At 26.5% G+C, this 23,302-nt stretch carries 22 protein-coding genes and 1 tRNA gene; 15 read left to right on the plus strand and 8 right to left on the minus strand.

Annotation, left to right across the window (positions count from 1 at the left end; all coding sequences use genetic code 4):
* Positions 1–435: 435 nt before the first annotated feature.
* Positions 436–1,170, minus strand: a complete 735-nt coding sequence (locus ACWXVQ_RS00845) for a YebC/PmpR family DNA-binding transcriptional regulator (RefSeq protein WP_438340833.1) — start codon at positions 1,168–1,170, stop codon at positions 436–438.
* A 92-nt stretch (positions 1,171–1,262) separates the two neighbouring features.
* On the opposite strand from ACWXVQ_RS00845, the gene holA reads away from it, so the two are divergent.
* The 6 genes from holA (at position 1,263) to ACWXVQ_RS00875 (ending at position 6,623) form a co-directional block, all read left to right on the plus strand.
* Positions 1,263–2,246 (plus strand): DNA polymerase III subunit delta, encoded by a 984-nt coding sequence (holA, locus tag ACWXVQ_RS00850; protein ID WP_456013222.1) that lies wholly within the window; start codon positions 1,263–1,265, stop codon positions 2,244–2,246.
* Positions 2,246–3,754, plus strand: coding sequence for an alpha-amylase family glycosyl hydrolase (locus tag ACWXVQ_RS00855; RefSeq protein WP_456013223.1), 1,509 nt, complete (start codon positions 2,246–2,248; stop codon positions 3,752–3,754). The genes holA and ACWXVQ_RS00855 overlap by 1 nt, the downstream gene beginning before the upstream one ends.
* Positions 3,755–3,817: 63 nt before the next feature.
* A complete protein-coding gene (locus tag ACWXVQ_RS00860; RefSeq protein ID WP_456013225.1) occupies positions 3,818–4,339 on the plus strand; it encodes an MHJ_0274 family protein in 522 nt (173 codons plus the stop codon).
* Complete coding sequence (pgsA, locus tag ACWXVQ_RS00865; protein ID WP_456013226.1) at positions 4,326–5,165, plus strand: CDP-diacylglycerol--glycerol-3-phosphate 3-phosphatidyltransferase; 840 nt, start codon at positions 4,326–4,328, stop codon at positions 5,163–5,165. Before ACWXVQ_RS00860 ends, pgsA begins: the two co-directional genes overlap by 14 nt.
* Positions 5,166–5,398: 233 nt before the next feature.
* The gene (gene rpmG / locus ACWXVQ_RS00870; RefSeq protein WP_438340838.1) at positions 5,399–5,551 is read left to right on the plus strand and encodes a 50S ribosomal protein L33; all 153 of its coding nucleotides are present in this window, start codon (positions 5,399–5,401) and stop codon (positions 5,549–5,551) included.
* A gap of 19 nt (positions 5,552–5,570) precedes the next feature.
* Entirely contained in the window at positions 5,571–6,623 is a 1,053-nt protein-coding gene (locus tag ACWXVQ_RS00875) for a M24 family metallopeptidase (RefSeq protein WP_438340839.1), read from the plus strand.
* 74 nt (positions 6,624–6,697) lie between these two features.
* On the opposite strand, the gene ACWXVQ_RS00880 is transcribed toward ACWXVQ_RS00875, so the two are convergent.
* From ACWXVQ_RS00880 to ACWXVQ_RS00905, 6 genes are all read right to left on the minus strand, one after another.
* On the minus strand, positions 6,698–7,483 hold the full coding sequence (locus ACWXVQ_RS00880) for a hypothetical protein (RefSeq protein ID WP_456013228.1): 786 nt from the start codon (positions 7,481–7,483) through the stop codon (positions 6,698–6,700).
* 1,315 nt (positions 7,484–8,798) lie between these two features.
* Positions 8,799–9,644, minus strand: a complete 846-nt coding sequence (locus tag ACWXVQ_RS00885) for a deoxyribonuclease IV (protein ID WP_456013230.1) — start codon at positions 9,642–9,644, stop codon at positions 8,799–8,801.
* A gap of 13 nt (positions 9,645–9,657) precedes the next feature.
* Positions 9,658–11,199, minus strand: coding sequence for an RNA polymerase sigma factor (locus ACWXVQ_RS00890; protein ID WP_456013231.1), 1,542 nt, complete (start codon positions 11,197–11,199; stop codon positions 9,658–9,660).
* Positions 11,189–13,123: a DNA primase gene (gene dnaG, locus ACWXVQ_RS00895; RefSeq protein ID WP_456013233.1), complete on the minus strand. Its 1,935-nt coding sequence runs from the start codon at positions 13,121–13,123 to the stop codon at positions 11,189–11,191. Before dnaG ends, ACWXVQ_RS00890 begins: the two co-directional genes overlap by 11 nt.
* A 15-nt stretch (positions 13,124–13,138) precedes the next feature.
* Positions 13,139–14,512 (minus strand): glycine--tRNA ligase, encoded by a 1,374-nt coding sequence (locus ACWXVQ_RS00900; RefSeq protein WP_456013235.1) that lies wholly within the window; start codon positions 14,510–14,512, stop codon positions 13,139–13,141.
* Between the two features lie 670 nt (positions 14,513–15,182).
* Positions 15,183–15,761 carry a hypothetical protein gene (locus ACWXVQ_RS00905; protein ID WP_438340845.1) on the minus strand — a complete coding sequence of 193 codons (579 nt, stop codon included), beginning with the start codon at positions 15,759–15,761 and terminating at the stop codon, positions 15,183–15,185.
* 368 nt (positions 15,762–16,129) lie between these two features.
* Here ACWXVQ_RS00905 and ACWXVQ_RS00910 point away from each other — a divergent pair, with 368 nt between their 5' ends.
* The 9 genes from ACWXVQ_RS00910 (at position 16,130) to ACWXVQ_RS00950 (ending at position 22,625) form a co-directional block, all read left to right on the plus strand.
* The gene (locus ACWXVQ_RS00910; protein ID WP_444705140.1) at positions 16,130–16,792 is read left to right on the plus strand and encodes a 16S rRNA (uracil(1498)-N(3))-methyltransferase; all 663 of its coding nucleotides are present in this window, start codon (positions 16,130–16,132) and stop codon (positions 16,790–16,792) included.
* Between the two features lie 108 nt (positions 16,793–16,900).
* A complete protein-coding gene (gene rplM / locus ACWXVQ_RS00915) occupies positions 16,901–17,335 on the plus strand; it encodes a 50S ribosomal protein L13 (protein ID WP_438340847.1) in 435 nt (144 codons plus the stop codon).
* Entirely contained in the window at positions 17,335–17,733 is a 399-nt protein-coding gene (gene rpsI, locus ACWXVQ_RS00920; RefSeq protein ID WP_438340848.1) for a 30S ribosomal protein S9, read from the plus strand. Before rplM ends, rpsI begins: the two co-directional genes overlap by 1 nt.
* Positions 17,734–17,776: 43 nt before the next feature.
* Positions 17,777–17,853: transfer RNA gene (locus ACWXVQ_RS00925), tRNA-Ile, on the plus strand.
* A gap of 140 nt (positions 17,854–17,993) precedes the next feature.
* Positions 17,994–18,260: a 30S ribosomal protein S15 gene (gene rpsO, locus ACWXVQ_RS00930; protein ID WP_438340849.1), complete on the plus strand. Its 267-nt coding sequence runs from the start codon at positions 17,994–17,996 to the stop codon at positions 18,258–18,260.
* Between the two features lie 237 nt (positions 18,261–18,497).
* Positions 18,498–18,935 (plus strand): peptide-methionine (R)-S-oxide reductase MsrB, encoded by a 438-nt coding sequence (msrB, locus tag ACWXVQ_RS00935; RefSeq protein ID WP_438340850.1) that lies wholly within the window; start codon positions 18,498–18,500, stop codon positions 18,933–18,935.
* Positions 18,936–19,096: 161 nt separating this feature from the next.
* Positions 19,097–19,624, plus strand: a complete 528-nt coding sequence (locus ACWXVQ_RS00940) for a tRNA (cytidine(34)-2'-O)-methyltransferase (protein WP_455994072.1) — start codon at positions 19,097–19,099, stop codon at positions 19,622–19,624.
* Positions 19,625–19,636: 12 nt separating this feature from the next.
* Positions 19,637–20,479 carry a ribosome biogenesis GTPase YlqF gene (gene ylqF / locus ACWXVQ_RS00945; protein ID WP_444705141.1) on the plus strand — a complete coding sequence of 281 codons (843 nt, stop codon included), beginning with the start codon at positions 19,637–19,639 and terminating at the stop codon, positions 20,477–20,479.
* 1 nt (position 20,480) lies between these two features.
* Positions 20,481–22,625 (plus strand): SGNH/GDSL hydrolase family protein, encoded by a 2,145-nt coding sequence (locus ACWXVQ_RS00950; protein WP_456013237.1) that lies wholly within the window; start codon positions 20,481–20,483, stop codon positions 22,623–22,625.
* Positions 22,626–22,751: 126 nt separating this feature from the next.
* On the opposite strand, the gene ACWXVQ_RS00955 is transcribed toward ACWXVQ_RS00950, so the two are convergent.
* Complete coding sequence (locus tag ACWXVQ_RS00955; RefSeq protein WP_456013239.1) at positions 22,752–22,958, minus strand: hypothetical protein; 207 nt, start codon at positions 22,956–22,958, stop codon at positions 22,752–22,754.
* Positions 22,959–23,302 lie beyond the last annotated feature (344 nt).

The following is a 23,302-nucleotide window of genomic DNA, read 5'->3' on the forward strand; positions in this document are numbered from 1 at the left end:
CAATATTTAAAGAGAATAAATTTTGACATCTCGAATATTTTTTCCTCTTTAAATCATGTCTTTAAATTTCTTTTTTATTTTTCTAAAAATAAAGTTTTGGAAATAAACAGAAACATAATTAATAGCTTAGATAATAGAGAGATAGGATATTTTTTCAATATTGAAATCCGAAATTTTTTTAAGTTTCAACAAAAGATGTCTGAAAAATGATTTTTTAACGATTTATCAAGAAAATTAAGGAGTCTGTAAATTAATATAATAACGAAAAAATTGCATTATAAAAAATGCTCATATTAAGATTTTGTCAAGTCAAATTCTTAATATGAGCTAAACTGTCTAAAAAAATTTTACAAGTTTATTTTGTGTATTTTTAAAACCTTTCTCTTGGTCTGAAAAAGGTTTTAAATATTAATAATTATTAAGTAGAACTAATTTTTATTCAATAGTTGTTGCATTATGTCAAACTTCCTGAACATCTTCATCATCTTCAAGTAAGTCGACGAATTTTTCAAGTTGCCCCATTTTTTCTTCATCGATTTCAACCTCGCTATTTGGAATATATGTAACTTCAGCAGTTGAATAGTTATCAATTTTCAGAATCTCATCAAGAGATTGTTTGACTTTTTGAAAATCTGATGGATGGGTAATAATAACATATAAGTCATCTTCAACCTTAAAATCTTCAGCGCCGGCTTCCAAAACGGTAGTCATTACTTCTTCTTCAGAAGCTAATGAAATTGGAAATTCAATTAATCCTTTTTGGTCAAAAACATACGGAACAGTACCTTGTTTTCCAAGCTGTCCATTATATTTATTAAAATAGTGTTTAATGTTAGATGATAAACGGTTAAAGTTGTCGCTCAAACAACTTACTACAAAATTTATACCACCAAAGGCTGTTCCTGAATATAGATATCCTTGAAAGTTAGCGCCTTCCTTTGAACCACCTGAAACTTTCGAGATTGCTTTTTCAATATTTGCTTTGGGCATCGATTTTGCCTTTGCCTTAGCAATTGCTAATTTTAGTGCTGGATTTGAATCTGGATCTGGGCCACCAATTGTTGCTGCTACAATAATTTCTTTAGAAAATTTTTGAAACATTTGTGCTCTCTTTGAATCCATTGCAGCTTTATGATGTTTTGTAGTTGCTCATTTTGAATGTCCTGACATTTCTTTAATGCTCCAATCTTAAATAAATAAATTGTAAATAATATTAGTTTATTATACCAAAAAATGTCCTTATTATAATATAATAAATTAGTATGTACCTAATTAAAGGCAATGAAAATTTTTTGATAAATAAAAAAATTAATGAAATAATAAGCAAAGAAAAAACTATTGAAGCAGGTGATATCGAGATAGTTAAATTTTATGATTTTTTTACATTAGAAGAATTATCAGATGCATTAAATAACAATTCCCTTTTTTTAAATAAAAAAATCATTTTATTTAAAAATCCCTTTATATTTAATATAAAAAATAAATATGTTAATGGTTCGTGTATTGATGAGTTTATAAAAATAATTAATGCATCACTAAGTGATGCTAATCTAATTCTTATTTTTACACAGGAAATAAATAAGTATGATAAATCTTTTTTAGCATCAAGAGCTTTTGCATTTATAAATGATAATAGCACTACTATTAATATCGAAAAAATTAGCGATAAGGAATTATTTTCTTTTGTTTATAAAATGATTAAAACAAAAGGCGGAACAATCAAGGATAAGGTCCTTATTGATTTGCTATCAATGTTACCGCATAATCTAGAAATAATAGAATCAGAAATTGATAAATTGCTATTAATAAATAAAGATATAAGCGAAAAAATGATTAATGATAATAATTATGCAGTATCTAATAATATCGATTTTGCTCTAAGTGAGGCAATGTTAAAATGTCAAGACACAAAAACTATTATAAAAAAGATAAACGAACAGATTAGCTACGGGATTGAGCACAATTATGTGATATCGCAAATATCAGCGATATTGCTTAATGCAAAAACAATTGGAATATTAAAATCAATAAAATTAACTAATGATGAAATAGCAAAAATGCTTAATATTCATATATATCGTGTCAAACTTCACTATGACTTTTTTAATAGAATTGACATTAACACATTAAATCAGTTGATCATTGATTTAGCAAATATTGATCTAGATTTTAAAAAAGGCAACATTTTACCAGATACACTTATTGATTTATTGAGTATAAAATTATTGAGATTAAGGATTTATTAATGGTTAATTTAGGTAAAAAAATCATCTTATATGAGCTAAAAGTTGAAAATTTTGTTGATACCAATGGAAGCAATTTTGGTGATTTTAAAGGGGTTATGAGTAAATTGGAGTATTTCAAAAATTTAAGTGTTAATGTTATATGCTTTGAAGATATTCTAAAACTATATGAAAATAGATTTGATCTTGGACTAATAAAAAAAAGGTATGGTTCAATTAAAGATTTTGCAAAGCTTGTTGAAACATTTAAAAATAATCAAATTGAAGTAGCTCCAATTATAAATTTAAAAGAAGTAAGACAGGCTTTTGTTAACTGAAATAATATGATGAGTTTATATAATTTGAATTATTATGAGTCAAATAGATACTTAACGAAATTAGATACATATTTAATTAATAAAGAATTTGAAAAAACATCATTATATGAGTTATCTGATTTTATTAAATATTTTGAATCAGTTTTAGGTTTCTACTTGCAACTTAATGTATCAACTGTTATACTTGATAATTTTGAATTTCTTGCTTTTGAAGGCTTAAAGGAGGAAGAAAAATTAAAATTTATTAATGATTTATATAAGATTATCAAGCGTAAAAATAGCAATATTAATGTAATTTTTAAAACCAGTAATAATAACTTCAATCTATATAAAAAGATGCTAATGGTCGACAATAAATGCCTAGATTATTTGTATTTAACTTGAATGTCTGTTATTGGCAATAATGATGCATTAAAAAAACATTTCAAGAATAAAATGAGTTTTAAATCCTTATATAGATTTGTAGCTAATTTTAAAAATCATTCAAATGTGATATTATCATTCGGCTCTGATTTATCAGGTCGTTTCTTTTCTAAATGAGCTAATGAAAAGGCTTACCTAAATGAATCAACAAAAAGTTTCTTTGTATTTTTATATAGTGGCAATCATTCAATAGGTTTTTATTATGGCGATGAAATAGGTACCTTGCGTGCTAAATTCAACCAACGTTTCACATTTAACAATGAAGATTATAATGAGGAAAAAAGATTTCTCCAATATAAAAATATAAGTTTAAATGAATATCATAAATATAATTGTTATTTCAATAAATGATCGTCTTATATTCAAATGCCTTGAAATGGACAAAAAATAAAAAGTAATGAAAATACTAATATTTTTTACCCAATTAATTTAGAAAGTAACAATGTCGAGGAACAAATCATTAATAAAGATAGCACAATAAACTTTGTTTATTTCTTGAATAAACTCTCTTTAAATTCCAAATTTTCTTCTTATTTCATAAAGGGTGTATGAAATATTAAACAAAGTCATGGTATATTTAAATTTAGCAAAAAACTTAACGAACAGAGGATGGTATTAATTACAAATTTGACATCAAAGCATCAGAAGATAACTCCACTTTATGGTTATAAAATTTTAGCAAGTTCATATGCTAATAAATTCTACTCAGAAATTCCAAAAGAACTCAACCCTTTTGAAGCTTTGATTTTATATAAGACAAAAAACAATTAACATTGTTTTGTAGTTTGAATGATATTAATATATAATTTTTAAAATATAATTAAGGAGAAAAATATGGGTAATGGACAAACTATTGTGTATGTCTTGCTCGCAATTGTTTTAGTACTTATAATTGCTTATATCGCTTGAAAAGTTACGAAAAATAAAAGAGCAAAAAGAAAAGCAGCAAAATTAGAATATAAAAAGAATGCTGAAACTTTGGCGTTATATTATGAATATATTATGACTTATAAATATGTCATTGATTTTAGTATGAAACAGTTAGAGAAATTTGGCACAAATGAATCCCAATTTAAAATGGGGCAAATTAAAAACGGTGTAAAAAAATTGCTAACCAAATTAATTAATAGAGAGGATTTTGCATATTCTTTCCAAAACGATGAGAAGTATACTCTATTTGTAGAACACGCTGAAAAATTAACAATAACTCAACCAAATTTGTGAACTAAAAAAATTAATGATACATTAGATTTTTTTGAAACTCAGTATATTGGCATTCCAGAAGATAAAAAAAATATAGCATTAGAAGAAAAGACAATTCATGCTATTGAGAGTCAATTTTATGAAGAAGATTAAAGATATTAAAAAAAGCAAAAATAATAGCCCACACATAAAAAAATTTGGTATTGCAAATTGGCTAACAGTGTTGAGGATAATATTAATGATTCCTTTTATATTTTTAATGTCGTCCGCTTTCTTTTTAATTATTAAACACAATGGAACATTTTGATATGATGGAATTAAAATTGTTGGTAATCAAAAATACTCGATAACTTTATCAATCATATATTGATTAAATGTCTCGATATTTATTATAGCAATGGTGACTGACTTTATTGACGGACATATAGCCCGAAAAACAAAAACTATTTCGCAATTTGGCAAGATTTTTGATCCAATTGCAGATAAGATTGCGACAATAATGATGTTGTTATTTATATCAATAATGAACTACTCGTTCTTACCAATTGTTGTTTTGTTTATCATCCGTGATATTTTGGTTGATGGTGCGAGAGTTTATGCCGTAAAGAAGGACATTAAAGTAGCAGCAAATTGGTGAGGTAAGATTAAAACCATTATTGTCTCACTTGCAATTATTACAATAGCATTTAGTGCACCATGATTTACTAATTTTGATAATGATTTAGGTAAATATGTTTCAAATGATAAATATATTCTTTATGTTAATATCCCTTTAATTGTTGGTCTTATTTTGTCATGGATTAGTGGCATTATATATTTAGTTAAGTATTTGAAGGGAATAACCAAGCAATATCTTGAAGACATTTCGAAAAAAAATAATGACGATATCAAGAATCCTGATATAACAAAAGATAATATTATTATTGAGCCAATCCAAGCTGATAGTATAGAAAATAAAGATATAGAGCAAAAAAAATAATTCAGAACAAATATCACATAATTAATCGCTTGTTAATAGTTAGCAATAGCAATAAAAAGTTATGTTATTAAATAATTTTTTAAAAAATAATTAATCATTTTTTTATGTTATCCTTAACATATTAAAAAAAGCAAATTAATAGCAAATTATAATATAATTTATAATTATTTTAAAATACATAATGTTATTTAAAGTATTCAAAAATTAAATATTTTAAAAAAGAAGGAGAAAGTATGCCAAGAGAAGGTTTAACATTAAGATGTGAGTCATGCAAAATGGAAAACTACATCACAAAGAAGAATAAAAAGTTGCATCCAGAAAAAATGGAAGTAACAAAATATTGTCCAAAATGTAATGAACATACAAACCATAAAGAAAAAAAATAAATAGAGTTTAGGAGTTAAAATGCTAAAACAACAAATAACCAAAATTTTCGAAGAATTGAAGCTAGATGCAATTATCTCAGAGGCGCCTCAAACAAGATTATGATATGCTGGTATTCAGACAAGTGATGGTTTTATTGTGATCGAGAAAGAAAAAGCCTTTTTATTTGTAGATGGTAGATATATTGAATATGCAACTAAATTTGCAAAGAATGTTGAAGTTATTTTATTGGAGTCAGGAGAAGAAACACTATCGAATTTTCTAAACAAGAAAAAATATTCTAATGTTGGTATTGAATCAGATTATTTACATGTTCAAACATTTGAATATTTTAAAAAAATGATGCCAAAAGCAAAATTTCATAATGTAAAAGGAAAACAATTTAGAATAATAAAAGACCAAGAAGAATCCGATTACATCCAAGAAGCTTGTTTAATTTCATTGCAAGCATTAGAGGAATTAAAGAAAATTTTAGTTGAAGGCATGACTGAATTAGAAGTATCAAATAAACTTGGATATTTAATGCGCCTTTTTGGTGCTGAAAAAGAAAGCTTTGAAACAATCGTTGCATTTGGTACAAATGCTGCCGAACCTCATCATCATCCAACAAATCGTAAATTGGTTGATGGCGATATTGTTAAAATCGATTTCGGAGCGCAATACAATGGTTGAGCTAGCGATATAACAAGAACATTTTTCTTTGGAAAACCCAAGTCAGCTGAATTAGTTTCGATTCTTGACGTTGTTAGCGAAGCTCAAAAACTTGGCCGCGAAGCTGTAAAACCAGGAATTGAAACATCTGAGATTGATAAAATTTGTCGAGAATATATACAATCAAAAGGATATGGTAAATTCTTTACTCATTCAACTGGCCATGGTGTAGGAATCGATGTACACGAACTACCAGGAGTTGGCAGAAGAACGGGCAATGTGGTATTAGAAGAAGGAATGGTTATCACGGTTGAACCCGGGATTTATGTAAAAGATTTGGGCGGGGCTCGTATTGAAGATACAATCCTTGTTACCAAAAATGGTTCTAAGATCTTAAGCCGCCCTGAAAATTACGAAGAATAATTGAAGTAATTTTAAAAGCAAAGGTAACAAACCTTTGCTTTTAAAATTTTTTTATTGAGATTTCTTAAAAGTTATTAAAGTTCAACCTTTTGACCATCAATAATTAATTCTACAAGACGAATTGACTGAATCTTATGGGTAGCTGATTTAATTTCACTATTTAAAGAAAAATCAAAAGTGAATTTATTATTAAACGAATTTATTCTTTTGTTAGTTAGGGTTAATTTCTGTGATGTAAATTTTTGTGACGATGTTTCGAAGGCGTTAACAACAATTGTTATTGTAGCTATTTTATTAAAATATGAATCATTATTTGTTTCAAATTCAATAGTTAATTTATTATTTTCAAATTTTCCACCAAAACTCTTGAAATCTGTATCTTTTATCTTTAAACCGTTTGTTTGTCTGCTAAATTCTTCCTCACCAATAGTTGCGCTTCCAAAACCCAATAATTCAAATGTTGGCGGTGTTTGGTATTCTTTTGGTACATCAGCCTGTCCGAAAATCTGGCGATTAAAGTCCTCTAATTTAATGTTTTCTTTATCATATCCTAGCAATTCGAAAGAAGATGGAACATCTGAAGATTCATTTTTTTTATGTTCTTCATTCTTTTCTTGTTTTTCTTGTGATTTATTATTTGAATCATCTTTAGTTCCTCCGGTATCGGGAGTTGTTTTATCGGATTTACTCTTATCAGGCATTTCTTGTTGAGGGGTTTTTGTTTCTGGGTTTTCTGGTTTCTTTGGTTCAGCTGGTTTTTCTGGTTTTTCTGGTTTAGCAGGATTTGCACATGATAGAGCTATAACTGGTGTTGCCAAAGCAGGTAAAAATCCTATAAAAAGTAATTTGCTTTTTTTCATTTTTCTCCTTTAAATACTATTTTGATGTAACTATTTTACATTTTTTTTTTTTTTTTTTTTGATAATTCTCATCAAATCAATTAATGATCAATTGTGTTTGTAAATAACGCATAGGGTATGAATGAGTAAATATGGAAGCTAGCAGAATTAAATAAAAATTGGTATTACAGAACAATAAAATAAATTAAAAACATAAATAGTTTCTTTTTTAAATACAAAAAGTAAAAAAATCCATTCAGCGCGTAAATGATGATTTTGTTAGCAAGAAATTGATACATGCTAAGAAATAAGAATAGACAGAAATTCTATCTACTAATTAGAATGTAAATGGTTTTAGCTCTGATGTTACTAATTTAATTAATATTTATCTCAATGAAATTCTTTTAAGATAAAAATTAGAAGAAATAGGCGAGGCGCATTGCTATAATGGTGAAGTATAAATTAAATTCTAAAGGTGTTTTCATTGGACTAAGCAATACAAAAGAGAGTTGTTGGTTTTGGATGATATTCAAAAAATTATAAGGGCACATAGATCAAATGATTTTAAATCTATTATGATTGAAGAAGAACATTCGGCTTTTAAGTGTTTAGAAATATCTTTAGATAAAAAAGAGGGTAAATTTGATAAATATATTTTAATCCTTATTAGTCAAAACCACGAAATATAATAATGCAACTTTGTTGTTAAACAACTAAAAACTAGCTATAAATAAATTTGTCGCATTTCAAAGAACAGACGTTACTTTATTTATTGATAATAAAGAATTTAGAGGTTCAATACTAATGTTATTAGATGAGATACTTCATTTTTCTAGTTTTCCTAATAAAAAAATATCTCCTCCTCTGTAAGATTTGATTGAGACAAATTTTTAGATATATTAAAAAGGTAAAATAAACAATTGTTAATTGCTATTGTCATAGAGATTAATATTGTACATTAAGCGAAGATATGAAAACTAAATTTTATAACAATAGATCTTAAATTTTCTCTTTCAAATAGTTTGTCCGAAGGTTTACATTAGAAAATATTAAAATATGTATGCTCACAAAAAAGAAATGAGATAATTATCAGTACTTTAAATAAAATTGAGTTTAACAAAAACTATGCGCCAAGTTTTAGGCGCATAGTTATAAAATGTGTTGTTTTTAAGAAGCGACTCAAATACTATATTTCTAACAATGGTGCAATTATTACCTTTTTTAGCAAAAAACTATGAAGAAAAAATTTGAAACTAGATGTTTAAAATAGGATAGAAAAAATTTTAGATTTAGTCAAAGATAATAGACAAATTACAAAAAGCGATCTTAATGATATTTAAAATAAACTAGGCTCTGTGTTATCTAATAATAAAGCAATTTCTTCTTTATAAGGCGCTAAGTCGCCAATATATGGTGTTTCTAAAATAATGGGTATATTATCAAAATCGGGATCATAAACAAATTTTTTTAAAGTTTCTAAACCAATATACCCCTTTCCAATATTATCATGGCGGTCCTTCTTAGAACCCAGCGGATTTTTTGAATCATTTAAGTGAATAATTTTTATATACTTTAGAAAATCGTTGTCTTTTAAATATTTTTTAAAATTATCATAATCCCTAATATCATATCCAGAATCCCATATATGACATGTGTCAAGGCATATGGCAACTCTATCAGATTTAATTTTCTCAATTATTTCTTTTAATATTTCAAAATTATTACAATAATTACTTCCATTACCAGCCATAGTTTCTAAGGCGATTGTTACATCATTAGTTTTTGCTAAAACTGTTTTTAATGAATAAACTAAGCTACTTTTAGCTTCTTCTTTGCTAAAAGTAGTATGTGCGCCAGGATGCAAAACAATTATTTTAGCCCCTATAAAATTCATTCTTTTAATTTCAGAGATTAAAAAATCAATCGCAAACTTATTTTTTAGCGGGTTTGAAGGATTAATGATATAGGGTGCATGAACAATAATATCATCGGATTTAATTTTATCTGCATAAAATTTATTGTACTCATCATACTTGTAGTATTTTTCTTCAACGCGATAAGGGGATTGATTTGGCCCGAGATAAATCATCATGCAGTTAGCATTATTATGATGTGATTCACGTGCAGCGCCTAATAGATAGTCCGGTTTTGAAAACGAGACATGACTGCCCAACTTAATCATTTTTCACCTCGATTTAATCTAAATTATAACTTTCATTAGCATAGAACTCTTTTAATTGCTTACGTTTTTGCGGATGTCTTAATTTACGCAAAACCTTCGTTTCAATTTGACGAACTTTTTCTTTACTTACCCCTAGTTCTTTAGCAAGTTCATCTAAGGAATGAGGACGATATGATTCTCCGTTTGGGTCAGAAATTCCATATCTTTTTCTTATTAATAATCGATCAGATTCATCTGTTAACGAATTAATCATTTCATTCAAAATGACACTCAATTCTTCTTGACTTGTAAAATTAGTTGGACTAATTACACTTTCATCCTTAACAAAGTCTGAAAAGCTTGAATTTTCTTCCTTTCCAATATTTTTATCAAGTGAAATAGGGTCAATGTTTATTTTTCTTATATATCTTACCTTATCAGCAGTGAATTCGGGTTCACCAAACTTCTTGGCAATTTCTTCATCTGTAGGAGGATAACCTTGTTCTTGTTGTAATTCTCTCTCAATCTTCAAGACTTTATTGATTGTTTCAACCATATGCACAGGGACCCTTACAGTTCTCGCTTGGTCAGCAACGGCTCTAGTAATTGCTTGTCTAATTCATCAAGTAGCATATGTAGAAAATTTATATCCCTTAGTATGTAAATATTTATCAGCTGCTTTCATGATTCCAGAATTACCCTCTGAAATTAAATCAATAAAGCTTAAACCTCTATTCTTATATTTTTTAGCATTATTGATAACTAGTCTTAAATTTCTTTTAATTAACAAATCGCGTGCTTTTTTATATGCTCATTTGTCACCATTCTCTCTAGCCTTAGCCATTTTTTCAGCTGTTTCTAATTCTTCCTTTGGTGTTAAAAGCTTACCATACTTGCCTATTCATCTCATATATCACTTAACAATATCATTTGTTTCAGTTAATCTGTTTGACAAATTACTATTCTCAGAATTTTTTCTAGCTGAACCAATTTTTATTTCTTCACTATCATAGTTTTTTAATAGTTTTGATGCATCAAATTCATCATTAGATCTTCTGCTTTTTCAATTAACTTCACTATAATCATCATATTCATTAAGATCATAGTCATATTCTTCATCTTCTTCATCATACGTTTCACTAATTTTGCTTGAAATATATTCATCATCTTCACTAAAGGTTTGATCTTCTTCTACAGCAGAATTGATGCTATCATTTGGTACCAAGGTGCTATCATCATATTCAAAGTCATAGTCAATATCTTCGTTTTCAGCATCCTCATCATCAATATCTTTTAACATGCTTTCGTTAAATTCTGCGTCTTGAACAAAATTTTCAACATCATCGTTATCGCCTTCATCAACACTATTAGAAATAAGATTTTTTTCAAACAATTTAAGCAATAATAAATCTGCTTCTTCATCATCAACATAAAGTTTTTTCTTATAAAGAATATCAAAAACTTCCTCTTGAGATAGGATTTTAAATTTTTTATCTTTATTTTTCCTTTTAACTACCTCATTTTCAATTACTGAAATAACATAATCTATTGATTTTTCTAAATTATTACTTGTCATCCTGTGCTCCTTTGGTATACATTAAAATCTGCTTTTTTGGTTTCTTTCGATTCTCAACAAATTCATCTACACGATCATATAGATTTTTGATATCTTTTTTCAAATCATCACTTGTGAGAGTTAAATTTTTTATCTGAATTGCCTGTTCTAGATATGATTTATATTCATTTATTAAATCAATGTTATTTGATATTTTTGCTTTATTAAGGTCGGATTCAATTACCGAAACAAGATTGGATTGACTTAGTTCTAAACCTTCCTTGTTCTTTCTGATAATATAACTAATTAATTTTCTTAATATCTTTTGTGAATCATCATCTAAATTAAGATCGTGAAATCCATCATTTTTTCATTGTTTGGCAATAAAAGGTTGATTTAATACTAGCAACAAAATTTCCTTTAATAGCATATAATGCCTACTTATTTCTTGTTTTAATATTGTTCTAGCATTAATGAATTTTTTATTTTTTTTATTAATGCTTGGCGAATTTGCTTGCTTCGAAACTTCTGGTTGTAGGCTTGCAATATCATTTTTGATAAAAAAGTTATTATCATAATTTTCATTTGTATAAATACTTAGGTGATTTGTGCTATGTTTTTTTTCATTAATTTTATTTTTAAATAATGGATCTGATAAGAAAAGAGGATTAGAATTTTTATAGTAGTTTTCAAATAAATCGGCAGTTAAAATTTTTTCACTAATAAATCTTTCTTTGAGCATTAAAACTAATGAATTATCAATATAATAAACATATTCAAATATCTGTTTAAATATTTCATTTCTCTCAAATGATTGTTTATTGTTTAAAATATTTTGCTTGGCCAGTATTAATAAATATTCGACAATATCAACCTTGTTTTCACACATTTTTTTTAAAGTTAATCCATTATCTAGATTATAAAGTTCATCTGCATCTTTATTTAATGTATTTATAACAAATTTAGCATTTAAATTGTATTTTTTTGAATAGTACAATATCATCCTTAAATTCTTTAGTGTTGCATTTTGCCCTGCACTGTCATTATCAAAAAATAATGTAATAGTTTTATTATTTAATAGTTTTAGATGGGCTGGTGATAATGAAGTACCCATAATTGCTACGGCATTTTTGAATCCAGCTTTAAACATGGCTATGCAATCAAATTGCCCCTCTACTAAGTAAACTTCTCTTTTATTATTTATTTCATCTTTTGCATGAAAATAATTAAAAATTACTTCATTTTTTCGAAAAACAATGGTCTCAGAACTATTTAAATATTTAGGGTTTTGTAATTCAGTAATGTCTCTACCTGAAAAAGCAATAATATTGCCTAATTCATCGCATATTGGAAACATTAGACGATCATTAAAAAAATTCTTATTTTCAATAGAAGATAATAATGATGAATTGGATATTTCAAACGAATCAAATTTATGTTCGATAAGAGTTTCATAAATTGACTTGTTTTTTGATGAAAAACCAATTTGAAATTCTTTAATTAAATTATCATTTAGGTTTCTTTTGTGCAGATACTTTATTAATTCGGCGCTTTTTTCAAAAGTAATTTGATATCTAAAAAAATTAAGTGCTACCTTATTGACTTCAAGAATTTTAGAATGTTCAGTTGTGATAGCGGAATTATTCATAAAATTGCCGAATTTGGAAATATCTAGGTTTTGTTTATTGACTAAAAATTTTAGTGCCTCAAAGGATGTTAAATTTTCCTTATATTGAATAAATTTAATTACATCTCCGCCTTTTCCGCATCCAAAACATTTAAATATTCCTTGCTCTGGGCTAACAACAAAAGATGGCGTTTTTTCGCCATGAAAAGGACAACAAGCCTTATAATTCTTCCCTTGCTTCATTAAAGTCAGATATTGCCCAATAATATTAACAATATCACTTTTAGAAATTACATATTCTCAAACACTTTCCTGCAAAATTAATTCCTTTTATTATCTGTTTTCTAATAAATAACTTGCAATTTCACTAATTGGTATTACATCTTGCTTCATTGTGTCTCTATTTCTAATAGTTACAGTATTATTTTTGGTTGTATCAAAATCAACAGTTATACAAAATGGTGTTCCAATTGCGTCTTGTCGACGGTATCTTCTACCAATAGAGCCAGCTTCATCATATGCTATTCTAATATTAGTATTTTCCAATAAATTGTTATAAATTTCCATGGCTTCCAATGACTGCTTTTTCATTAAAGGTAATATAGCAACTTGATAGGGTGAAATTTTTTTACTTAATTTTAAAATCACTCTTTCTTCTTTATCATCATTTTTTTCGACTGTATAAGCATCAATAATCAATGCAAAAAGCAATCTATCTAATCCAATTGAAGGTTCAATAACATACGGAATTATTTTGGTCCCATCGTCTTTTAAGTATTCAAGAGATTCACCAGAAAATTTCATATGTTGACTTAAATCATAATTGCCGCGATTAGCAATTCCTAATAACTCGCCTCATCCAAAAGGAAATAAGTATTCAATATCGCTTGTTCCTTTTGAATAGTGACTTAATTCTTCTGCTTCATGTGGTCTTATACGTATATTTTCTTCCTTAAGGCCTAATAATAAAACGAGCTTTTTACATTTTTCAATTCAATACTGATAAAAATTATTGCTATCTTTTTCTTCGCAAAAAAATTCTAATTCCATTTGCTCAAATTCTCTTGTTCTAAAAATAAAGTCACGGGGGGTTATTTCATTGCGAAAACTTTTACCTATTTGGCCAATTCCAAAAGGCAATTTAGCTCTTGATGTTCTAGTCAAGTTCTTAAAATTCACAAATATACCTTGTGCGGTTTCAGGTCTTAAAAAGGTTTCAGAAGAACTGTTATCAATTGCTCCCATTTGCGTCTTAAACATCAAATTAAATGGTCTAATTTCTCCTCATTCTGCACTTACGCCATCATATTTTTTAACATTTTTTTTAATGATTTTCTCTAATTCATCAAATGTACATTTTTCGACATTAATTTCAGGAAATAGATCTTTAATAATATGGTCAGCACGGTATCTTTTATTATTAACTTTATTTTCAATTAGAAAATCAGAAAAATTATCAATATGACCACTAGCTTTCCAAACATTCTTATTCATAATAATTTTAGAATCAATTTGATAATTTTTTTCTTTTCTTATAAATTCATTAATTCATATATTTTTTATTTGAGTCATCATAGCAGTTGCTAATGGACCATAATCTCATGTATTCACAACACCACCGTATATTTCTGAATTTTGATAAACAAAACCCATATTTTTTAAATGAGCGATAACATCATGAATATTTTTTTTAGTATTATTTGGCATTGTAACCTCATTACATTTTTTATATATTTATATAAAATTAATATAAAAATTGTATCATAAAACATAATAAATTAAGTTAAGTTGGCATTTAAATTTTGGACACAGCTATTTTTTGGATTTGCTTATTTCTTCTTTTATTCATTCCAATATTTTGCTATTGATATAACTTATATTTTTATAAATGACAATATTATTAACTTCTCTTTTATTGTAGACTGATTTTTTTAAAAAAATATTTCCTAAAATGCTTATAAAACTTGTTATACCAAATTTATAAAATGCTTTGATTCCTAAATAAAATTTGTATAAAAGCAAAAACATATAGACAATGTTTTTTATAAAAAAATATGTAAATATTACAAAATTATTATTAATTTAATTTCCAGCATCGTAACATAATAATCAAAAAATCAAAAAAAGACCCCGCAAGCAATAAAAAGCAATAAAAGATATAAAGGGATTTTTTGCTTAGCCACCGTGTGCAAATGGGCATATTTTTTATCCATAAATGTAAAACATTTGACTTTTTATTTTAAGTTTTTTATCAAAAGTAACAATAATAAAATGAGCACAACATAATGGCGCAAGTAAGAACAAAAAAATATTTCTATTTTTTAAGTAATCCTAATCCATAATGTTGATTGCTCTTTATAATTTTTTTCTTAATTTATTAGTTTGGTAGAAATGATGGAAAAATGTCGTTGTTATTATCAATATGTGTTTGATTGAAAACAATTCTTTCAGTTCCATCTTTTTTTCAAAAAACAAATGTGTAATACTTTCCTGTACCTAACTTGTTTTCTGGCTTATCAAATTTAAATCTTAAAGGATATTCAACACCAGCTCCTTCATCGGCTTGCGTCGATGCAATTTTTATATTTAAAGGATCTACTAGTGTATTATCATTTCTTCCTTTAACTTCTGTGGCAAAGGCTAATCATTCGCCTTTAACACCTTCCACTGGCCGGTGGTGTAATCTGAATGAAAATACACCATCCTTATCTAGAAAATTTTCACTTGTTGCTGCCGCAAATAATAATGTTCTGGTTTTTACTTGACCATTAAATTTTTTAACACCAAAATTAGTAAAATCTAATGTTTGATTTGTTTTTTTATTTTCATTAATTTTGGGCCCAGCGTCTGGAACTGTATGTTCGCTGTTATTTGTTGGTGCACATGCAACTAATGTTGCAGTGGGCAATATCGGCAACAAAAATAGTGATGCTTTTAGGAATTTATTTTTAATCATATATTCTCCTTTATTGTTTTTTATTTGCTATTAGTTTAATATAAAAAAGTTAGATTTTTTCATTTTTTTTACAAAAATAACAATAAAAATATAAATACAGTTATTTAATTTATGTTAAATATTCCGAATTTCCGTTATATTTTTTTATTTTTAATGTTGCATTTATAATTTGGATCATATAAAAGGCCGCAATTGGATTAATTATTTAATTACATGTTTTTTTAGAAAAAAAAGTGCTTATATTATTATTGTTTATTAAGTGTTTATTAAAAAAATAAAACTTATTATCTTTCTATCTCTAAAACTTTTATTTATGATTTAAGGATTAAGCATTAGATATTTATAAAAAATTTTATAATTTAATAATTATGTATAAATTTTTTAGCAGTTCTAAAAGTGAAAATTATTTCTCTTTAGATGAAGATACACAAAAACATTTAAAAGTAATCCGGATTAAAAATCAAGATTTTTTAATAAACTTTAATAATGAGTTTTACTTATGTTATTTTGAGTTTCCTAATAAGGCCATAATTAAGAAAAAGTTAAATATAGATAATGAATTAGAAGATGATCTAATAGTAGCAATCCCACTTATAAAACAAAATAATTTTGAGATTGCTTTACAAAAAAGCGTTGAATTAGGAGTAACAAAAATTATTCCTTTTATTTCAGAATACACAGATAAAACTAATATGCAAATAGAAAGCAAAATAAAGAGATTTAAAAAAATAATCCTTGAAGCATCACAACAATCTTTTCGAAATACAATGCCAATATTTGAAAGAGTTATGACCTATAATGAGATTATTAAACTAGATGTTAAAAACAAAATTTTAGCTTATGAAAATGAAAAAGATAAAAAGATAACCAAACGAAAAGGAGATACTCTTCTAATTGTCGGGCCAGAAGGTGGATTTTCGTTAAATGAAATAGAATTGGCAAAAAAAGAAAATGTCGAAATCGTTTCATTAACCAAGACAATTTTACGAGCAGAAACAGCATTAATATATATGATTGCAAAAATGAACTAATGAAATTTTTTTTGCTATAATAGTTTAGTGAAATTTATTTATATTAAGTTATGTATATAAATAATGATCATTAATTTTTAAATATATTTAAAACATGAAAGAGAAAGTATGCGTCAAACAACAATTATTAGAAAAGAAATAGTTGATAAAAAATGATACATCATCGATGCAGCCAACGTACCTTTAGGTAGACTTTCAACTCTTGTTGCTTCAATCCTTCGTGGAAAAAATAAACCAACATTTACTCCAAATGTTGACATGGGCGACAATGTAGTTGTTATTAATGCAAAAGATGTTCTTTTAACAGCTAAAAAAGATGAAAAGAAAATTTACTATCACCACACTGGATATCCTGGTGGTTTAAAACAAATTACTGCTGCAGATTTAAGAGCTAAAAAACCAATTGCTCTAGTTGAAAAAGCAGTTAGAGGTATGTTGCCTCATACAAAATTAGGCCGCAAACAATTTAAAAATCTTTATGTTTATGCAAATGCAGAACATAAGCAAGTATCACAACAACCAACACAAATAGAGGTTAAATAATGGCAGATAAAATTAGATACTATGGCCTAGGACGTCGTAAATCTTCCATTGCTAGAGTTTACTTAATTCCTGGAAAAGGCAATTTTGTAATTAATGGAAAAGAAGCGAAACAATATTTAAATTCAGAAATTTTATTAATGGATGCCTTAAGTCCATTTGGTGTTACCGAAACAACAAATCAATTTGATGTTTTTGCAAATGTAAATGGTGGTGGTTTAACCGGTCAAGCAGGAGCCATTAGATTAGGTATTGCAAGAGCATTATTAGAAGCATCAAATAATGAATATCGTAACAAATTAAAAGATGCTGGATTCTTAACAAGAGACGCTCGTGTTAAGGAACGTAAGAAATTTGGATTGAGAAAAGCAAGAAGAGCAAGACAATTTTCAAAACGTTAATTTTTTTGTGATATACTTATATGGGTTTATCCCATGTTTTTATGCGAGCATAGCTCAGTTGGTTAGAGCACACGACTGATAATCGTGAGGTCGATGGTTCAAGTCCATTTGTTCGCACCATTTCAAGAAATTGACCATAACACGCTAGTCGTGTTTTTATTTTTTTATGATATAATAAAAGCGAATGCCCTATATTGAGGTATTCGTTATTTATTCCTTGGTAGTAATTAAGATTATTGCTAGGTTATGAAAGGAAAAAGATGGTTTCTAAAATTAGAAAAAGCGAATTGGTAAAGCAATTTGGAAGAAATGAAAAAGACACAGGTTACTTGCCTGTACAAATAGCAATATTAACTGAAGATATTGAATCATTAAAAAAACACTTTGCTATTAATAAAAAAGATTTGCACTCAATGCGTGGATTTATGAGAAAAGTTAATCACCGTAAAGCATTGCTAAATCACTTAAAAAACGAAGATTATACATTATACCAATCAACCATTAAATCACTAAATATTAGAAAATAAATTTTTTCTATGTTACTTTTTAAGTAAAAAATAGTGTTAAAACACCACAGATCTATGTATTTGTGGTGTTTTTTTAAAATATTAATATGAGCATATTTAATATTAGGTTCATCAAACTCTTATTAAGTTAGAAAATTCCTAATTCACAAATTCTAAAATAATTTAAATTATGCATAAAATCATATAAAATCTTTATATACTTACTCAATATAAAATTATAAAATATAAGGAGGGTTTATGAATCCCCAAGAAAAAGAAAAACGTTTAGCACAACTAAGTGAACTTGAGTATAATGTAACGCAAAAAGCATTTACTGAGAGACCTTATATGAATAAATATAATAACCATTATGAAAAAGGCATCTATGTTGATATTGTTGATGGTACAGCATTATTTATATCAGATGATAAATTTAATTCTGGTTGCGGTTGACCAGCATTTTCTAAGCCGATAGATAATAGTCTATTGGTCGAATTGACAGATACTTCGCATGGAATGATTAGAACAGAAGTAAAATCTAAAAACGCCGATTCACATCTAGGTCATGTCTTCAGTGATGGCCCAAGAGATAAAGGCGGATTAAGATATTGCATTAATTCCGCATCTCTTAGTTTTATCCCTTATGAAGAACTTGATGAAAAAGGATATGGTCAATATAAAAAATTATTTAAATAGTTTTTTAATATCGTAGTTTATATTTATAGATTTATAAAAAGTTTGTTTATTTCTAAACCAAACTTTTTTTATTTACCAACATATCATAAAGATTGGATTAAATATTTGTTTAGTGAGTTTTATATTTGCTAATTTTTGCTATATATAGTAAAATTTTTACTATGATTAATATTATTCTATATCAACCTGAAATAAACGCTAATACAGCAAACATAATCCGTACATGTTTCGCTGCTAAAGCCAAGCTTCATATTATAAAACCAATAGCTTTTGACTTACACCCTCATTGATTAAAAAGAAAAGCAGCCGGGCACTTTCTTAGCGAAATTCAACATGAGGTTCATCAATCATATGATGATTTTATTAAAAAATATCCTAGCAAAAATATTTTTTACATAACACGTTATGGTTTAAAAAATTATATCGATATTAAATATGATGAACTGGCACAGAAAGAAGGTGAAATATGAGTTATGTTTGGCACAGAGAGTACAGGGATACCAAAGACAATTATGCAAACTAACATCGATAATTGTTTAAGAATTCCTATGAATCCTAATTGTCGCAGTTTAAATTTAGCTAATTCAGTAGCTATTGTTTTATATGAAATTTTACGACAAACAAACTTTAATGATCTATCAATTTATGAAGTCCAAAAAGGCAAGGATTTTATATTAAAAAAAGAATAGAAAGGAAATAATATGATCCATTGATTTCCTGGCCATATGGCCAAACAATTTAGACTATTGCAAGAAAAACAAAAATTATTTGATTTATTTATTATTGTAATGGATGCTAGATTACCTCGAAGTTCTTTTAATGATGAAATTTTCAAAATAATTAATAACAAACCAGTTTTATTTGTTTTTAATAAGGCAGATAAAACTAATCTCGAAAAACTCAAACCTTTTCTTGAAGATTATAAAAAACGTGGTCAAGTAGTTGTTACCAACCTAAAAGCACAAAATACATATGCAAAAATTAATATTGCTCTAAATAAAGAGTTCCTAAAATTTAAGGCCAAAAATGATCAAAAGCAAAAACTTACTCCAAGCCTTAAATGTGTTGTTTTAGGTGTGCCAAATGTCGGTAAATCAACATTTATTAATATGATGTCAAAATCGAGAGCAACTAAGGTCGGGTCGATACCTGGTATTACGAGATCGGAACAATGAATTAATTGCAAAAATTATCTTTTGTTAGATACTCCTGGTTTATTGATGCCTAAAATCGAAAATAATGAAATTGGAGCAAAATTAGCCATTGTTGGATCAATTAGACAAGAGGCCATTGATCAAAACGAATTAATTGTTTCTCTTTATCAATTAATGTCTAAATATTATCCTGAGAAACTAAAAGAAATTAATTTAAATCCTACTTTTGATTTAGAGGATATTTTTGCAAATATTTCCAAATATGCAATGCAAAACAATTTATTGCTAAAAAACGGTGTTTATGACATTAAAAAAGGCATCAATATGTTAATTAATCATTTCAAAAATTTAAATAATGTTATTTTTGATGCATATGAAGGCGGAAAATAGAATGGATGAGAATACAAAAAAACCCATTATCATAAAATATGTTGCCCTAGGCGACGCATTTTCAGCAGGTTATAATTCAAAGATTGGTTTTCCGACTAATGGTTATATGGATAAAAATGGTGAAATCAAAGGTTTATGCTTCCCATCGATGTTAGCAAATTTTCTAAATGATACGTCTAATTTACAAGTTGAAAGTTTTTACAATTTTGCTATATGCAATGCCTCATGTGAATTTTTGGAAGCATTTTATAGCAACAATAAAAAGGTCCTTAAAAAAATGGGGAGCAAATTAGACTTAATTCAGTCAATAGATTGATCCTCAAATAATCCATTTAATAACTTTTTTTCACCATTTTTGAAGGATTGAAATATTAGAAATAATGATTTCCAATATATCAATGAAAAAATTGCGGAAGCCAATTTAATTACTTTAACTATTGGCTTTAATGATTTTTTTTCCAATTTACCATTTCAAAAAATATTTCTTTTGACTAAATTAAATGGTGAAGCTAGAGATAGACAAATTTCCGCAATCAAAAAAGATATTGAAAATTTAAGCATTGTTATCGAAAATAAAATAATAAGTCTAATTTCCACCATCAGAAAAATTAATAACAAAGCAAAAATAATAATCACTAGCTACTCACCATTATTATTGAATTTAAGAAATACTATTTCATCTTTTTTAAACACTCAATTAAGCGACCAATTTGAAATTTTTGATTACCTACAAATTAATCTAAATAAAACAATTGCGGAATCTGCTAAAAAATGCCGAATTGATTTTATTAATATAAACGACACAAAATATTGGGAAGAAAATAAAAAATATTTATTTGAAAATATTTTTTCAATTTATCCAACTGAACGTGGCTATAAAAAAATAGCAATGGATATTTATGTTAAGCTTTTTCTAAATTTCAAAATGCTTAAAAATGATCTTAATAATCATAGTTTTACTAATGAATATATTTCCGACACCAAATATTGAGAAGACAACATCTATTCATATAATCCAATATCACAATGTAGTGAAAATTTAAGTTTATTTAAAATGATTTATGGAAAAAATAAAAATGAAATTCTCTTCAGACAAAATAAATCACAAAGATATTTTAACAATCTTTTACATAATAGAAATCGTATAACTGATTTTTGTTCAATATTCATAAGATATAGCAAGTTGCCAATAAGCGAAATGATCAAAAAAATTATTAGTCAGAAATTTATTTATGCTCCAGAACAATATGAAAGCATTGCTAAAATTCTTAATTTTTTAACAAATGAACGAAGATCAAAAGAAGCTATTCTAATACTCTTAAAGGATCATAAGGTTGATGACATAGTTTATATTATTGAATGTATTTTGCAAAAAAAGGCATTATCAAAAAAAATTATTAACTACAAACTAATAAAACAAGAATTAAACAACTTTTTCAAAAATGAACAAAATATGGTTTATGATGTTTTAAAATATCTTTTTAATTCCGGTTTAATAAATGATTCAAAAAAGGAATTCAAAGATATAATCCATTCCTTAATAAAAGATTCCTTAAATACTAGCTTTTTAACATATTTATTTAACATCAAAAATAATCAAAAATTTAATAAGGTAAAAGAATATTTATCTAGCCTAAATTCGTTTTCAGAATTTACTGATTTTTTCGTTGAATCTCTTATTAATTATTCTGATGTTTATGTTAAATTAAGAAATTTTGATGAATTATGAAAACATTTTATTATAAAAAATAAATATAATTTATTGTTTATATTCGACAAAATGTTAGTAGAAATTACAAATGAAGAGAATATAGACCATACTGCTAACTTTTTTATTGATGCAATTAAAAGCTCACTTCGCGTAGAGCTTGATGCAAAAGATTACAAAGTGTTAAAAAATGCAATTAACAATATTTTAAATATATGTAAAAATAGTCCTAAATATTTAAACAATGTGTTCTTGAAATTTCTTGATAATATTAGAAATCTTTCCTTATATAAACTTATTCTACACTCAAAAACTAATAGCAAAAAAACTTTTAAACTGTCTAATTTATTTTCTTTAAACATCTTCTTAGTAAGCTCAATTAAACTATTAAGAAATCTATTTATAATAAAGAAAATTGTTAATAAAAATAAAATATAAGATAAGGGGTATGAGGAAACATAGATAATTTTAAGTAAATCTTTAAAGTCTTCCTCGGGGTCATGACCAATTGTCGAAGCTTTTATTTCATCAAAAACTGTAGTTAATATTTCATTAAGATTTTCATTATCTTTGCTGCTTCTTAAGATATTTATAAAAAGATGAAAAAGGTTTGATAAAGAAACCTTTTTCATCAATTAATTGTTCTTTAATTTCATCATCAATTTGATCATCAGAAATATCAGCATAATTAAATAAATAATCCGGATTAGCAGCATTTTCTGCATCATTAAAATATTTGGTAATGTTCTCAGATGTGTATCTATAAAACAATGTAACTAAAATGTATTGCTTGAAGTCTTAAGCATCAACGCTTCCTCTTAAATCTTCAGCAACTCTTCAAATTGCACTATAAAGTTTTTTTCTTTCTTCTTCTCTTTTGTTATTTTTTTATTTAATTGCTCCATTCATCAATTAATTTAGTAACATATCAACTGTTTCTTTTAAAAAAAATCTTAACTAAATAAGAACTAACAGTAGCCAAATTAACATCTGTTGTAAAGCACTTCTTAATATTAAAATCTTTTAAACAAGATAATATTTTGCCATCGTTTTTGGCAGGATTAAAAGCCTAACCGGCTTTTACATTTTATTTTTAGTTTTTTAAATTTTGCCAA

The organism is Mycoplasma sp. 527, from assembly GCF_053851595.1.